2 protein-coding genes are annotated in these 4,186 nt (G+C 44.3%); one reads left to right on the top strand and one right to left on the bottom strand.

Annotated features, from left to right (window positions below; translation table 11 throughout):
* Positions 1-1,209, top strand: a 1,209-nt coding sequence (locus tag VF500_RS21250) for an ectonucleotide pyrophosphatase/phosphodiesterase (protein ID WP_330861601.1), incomplete at its 5' end; no start/stop codon positions are given.
* 220 nt (positions 1,210-1,429) lie between these two features.
* On the opposite strand, the gene VF500_RS21245 is transcribed toward VF500_RS21250, so the two are convergent.
* Positions 1,430-4,186, bottom strand: a 2,757-nt coding sequence (locus VF500_RS21245; protein WP_330861600.1) for an FtsX-like permease family protein, incomplete at its 5' end; no start/stop codon positions are given.

Below are 4,186 nucleotides of genomic sequence, written 5' to 3'. Positions count from 1 at the left end.
CAGGATATCACGCAGCGTATCGTACCCGGCAGGAGAAACAGCGCCGCACAACAGCAAAAGCCCTATGTGATCCTGATCTCGGCCGATGGTTTCCGGTATGATTATGCCGATAAATACAAAGCGGAGCATTTGCTGGCTTTCGCTCAGGAAGGTGTCAGGTCAGCATCAATGATCCCGGTACTTCCTTCTTCCACTTACCCAAACCATTATGCCATGGCAACTGGTTTGTATCCAGCGCACAATGGCATCGTTCAAAACATTTTTTACGACCGCAAGCTGAAGAGATACTATGATTCGGGCGAAAAAACAGAAACTCAAAACCCCGTTTGGTATGGCGGCACACCGCTTTGGGTCTTGGCTGAACAGCAACAAATGCTTGCCGCCAATTTTTATTGGGTGGGTTCCAACACCCCTATCAAGGGCATTTACTCTACTTATTATTACCCGCATAATGAAAAAATCTCCATCCACAACCGTATCCAGGATGTGGTTAACTGGCTGAAATTGCCCGCCGATAAACGGCCGCACCTCATCACCTTTTACCTCCCCCCTGTTGACGACGCCGGGCACGACTTCGGCCCTAATTCGCAGCAGGTGATCGATGCTGTTCATAACGTCGATTCTACCGTTTACGAACTGGTTAAAGCAGTAAAGACTACGAAACTTAATGTTAATTTCATCTTTGTATCTGACCATGGCATGGGCCAGCCGGACACTCAACATCCGCTGCCCACTCCCTCGGCGTTGGATACTTCCAGGTTTATTATCTCCGGCGATAGAATGATGGTAGAGCTGATTGCCAAAGATCCGACCGATATACAAAAAACCTACCAGGCACTAAAAAACGAAGGCGGCGATTATGACGTTTACCTCCGCGACAATATGCCGGCACATTTACACCGCTCAACAAGCGATGACAAGTACAACCGTATAGGCGATATCATATTACTGCCGCACTGGCCCAAATTGTTCAACATTTACAACCGGAAACTTGACATCGGGCAGCACGGCTATGACCCGGCTGCGGTAAAAGATGTTCACGCCATCTTTTTTGCCTGGGGGCCTGCATTTAAGCAGCATATCCAAATTGGGCCATTCCCCAATGTGGATATTTACCCGTTAGTAACTGAGCTACTGGGCCTCAAATACACCGAAAAAATTGACGGCACTGATCAACTGGCAACAAAAGTGTTGATCAGGTATAATTGATCTGTCAAAACACACAAAATATCTGTAAAGCTATTCGAGATTCTTTCCTCTATGGGCAAAAAAGCCGCCCTGTTTTCGCAGAGCGGCTTTTTGTTATTGCATCTTCATAAAATGAAGCAATGGCAGCACAAACCATGAACTAAATAGCTTTATAAGCCCTGACAACTACCCACATCTATTGCAAATAAGCTACTTACCTCGGGCCGAAGACCCTGTCGATTTATTCGCTCCTCAAACTCTTCACAGGATTAGCCAGCGCCGCTCTCAGGGCCTTGTAACCTACGCTTGTCCAGGCAATGGCAACAGATGCCAATAATGCCATGATAAATATATCCGGCCCGATGGTGATCCTATAGGTAAAATCCTCCAGCCATTTATGCATGAAATAGTAGCCGATAGGGCCCGATACAGCGAAAGCAATGACGATAAGCACTGTAAACTCTTTAGAGAACAGGTATATAATATGGCCCACGGAAGCGCCTAATGTTTTGCGTATGCCCACTTCTTTGGTGCGTTGTAAAGCCATAAATGATACAAGGCCATACAACCCAAGGCATGAAATGAAGATGGCTACGCCGGCGAATATTTTAAAAAGTGTAGATAATTCATCCTCATTTTTATAAAAATCAGCGATGGTTTTGTCGAGGAAATGATATTCATATACGCCTTCCGGATAAGCTTTGTTCCATAAGCCTTCAACACTTGCAAGGGTCTGCCTTACATTCAGTGATTGAATCTTGATATTCAACTTAGAATACTGTGCCTTCCACGAGCCCATCAACACCGGCGGAATGGCATTCTTGAGCGATGATATATTGAAATCCTTTACCACACCTGTAATCCGTGCATTCAATTTCTTATCATTCCATAGCATAATGTATTTGCCTATGGCTTGCTTCGGGTTGGTAATGCCAAGTTTATGGATCAATGTTTCATTAACAACATAACCCGATATGGTATCAGCTTTATTGTAGGGCCCGCCTGCTACAAATTGAATATCGTACAATTTAAAATAGTCAACATCGGCCCATTTCAGGCATGCGCCAAAATCAACCTGTTTAGCCGCATTATTGAATTTAAAGTCGCTAAACCAACCGCTGTTATCAGACGGGGCGTATAAACTAACACTTACATCCTTAATTCCGGGTTGCTGTAAAAGCTGGTCCTTCAACGCACCTACCCTTGCCCTGCTGATGCTATCGCCCGGAAAAGGAACAGTGATCACAGCATCTTTATTAAACCCCAGCGATTTGCCTCTAAAATAATTCATCTGGTAGATCAATACCAGGGTTCCAATCACCAAAAACTGGGCTACACAGAACTGTCCAACCACTAACACCCTACGTAAAGAGATCCCGCTCGCGCGCCCGGCGTTGATCTTGTTCCTTAACGCGGCTATCGGGTTAAATCCCGACAAAACAAGTGCCGGATAGAACCCAGCCAAAAAGGTGACACCAATAACTACCCCTGCTAAAAACAAGATCACGATCGGATCTGCCAGAAAACTCATGCTCAGCTGAATCTCAAGCAAGTTATTCAACATTGGCATAGCTATAAGCGAGATTATTGAAGCCAGTATGACAGCAAATAAAGTAATGATCAAGGTTTCGCTGATAAATTGCAAAACCAATTGGTATCGGTTGCTACCCAAAACTTTACGTATGCCCACCTCTTTTGAGCGGTTTACAGCCTGGGCTGTAGCCAGGTTGATAAAGTTAACGCAGGCTATGATCAGCAGAAATAAACCGATCAAACTGATAACATTGATCAGTTGCTTACTGAACGGATGTCCGCTATATATCCCTACTTCGGTGTTGTAATGCATATCTTTCAACGCCTGTAGCTGGAAGATCTCATTTTTATTATAAGGTGCCGGCACATGCTTTTTTGCAAATGCCGCAAGTTCATTATTAAACTGCTTTCCATTCATCCCCGATGGTAAAATGATATAACAATTCCTATCGCCGAAAGTACTTATCCAATCCTGCGCGTTGTTACTAAGATCGCCCCCTTTTCCGATAAGGGTAACCCAGGAGACAGCCAGTTTCATCGGAAAATCAGTATTGACCGGGGCATTCTCAAGAATTCCGGTCACCTTCAGATCGCGTTTGTTTTCGTACCGTATTATTTTCCCCATCGCCATGTGCCAATCGCCAAAAAATTTATCAGCTTCATCACGAGACAGTACAATAGTATTGGGCGCTGCTAAAGCTGTATTTTTATCTCCTGCCAGCCACTTAAAATTAAAAATCTGGAAAAATCCGGGATCGGCATAGTATGCCAGATCTTCTTTAAACTTTTTCGCTGCGCCGCCTTGCCCATCTCCCACAGCATAATGCGAACCATCGTTCTTCATGATGTTGGCCAACTGCTTTATTTGCGGAAAATCAAGTTTCATTCCTTCAACTAATGGCAATGGCGTTCCGGCACCGGCATGCGTTCCATCAGGCCCGCTGTTTACCGTCACGATACGGTAGATGCGGTCTTTATGAGCATGGTAGTTATCGAAACTTGTTTCAAACTGAATAACCAGGAATATGAGCAGGCAAGCTGCAATACCTATTGCCAGGCCGGTAACATTGATACTGGCATAGCTTTTATTGCGCATCAGGTTACGCCAGGCAATTTTGAAGTAATTCTTGAACATAAATTTGCGGTTAGATTTCTCAGCGGTCCACTTTGGAGCCGCTTCCTGGTTCGAAATTATTGCCGCAAAACGGGAATGGCGCTCCAAATTATAATATGGTCGCTCTTTTTTCAGTTCGGATTTATATTCTACCGGGCTTTTACCGGTCATTTGTTTAAAAGTACGGTTAAAAGTGGTTTTCGAATTAAAGCCTGATTCAAATGCTATACCGAGCAGGGTTATGTGGTCATAAGCGGAATCCTGCATTTTTCGGCTTACCTCCGCTACGCGATATTCATTAATGAAATCACTAAAGCTTTTTTTAAGTACTGTATTAATGATCCTCGATAA

The organism is Mucilaginibacter sp., from assembly GCF_036383575.1.
GTDB lineage: Bacteria > Bacteroidota > Bacteroidia > Sphingobacteriales > Sphingobacteriaceae > Mucilaginibacter.
Note: the sequence above shows the minus strand (reverse complement) of the source record. Positions and strands in the feature narration are given on the sequence as shown.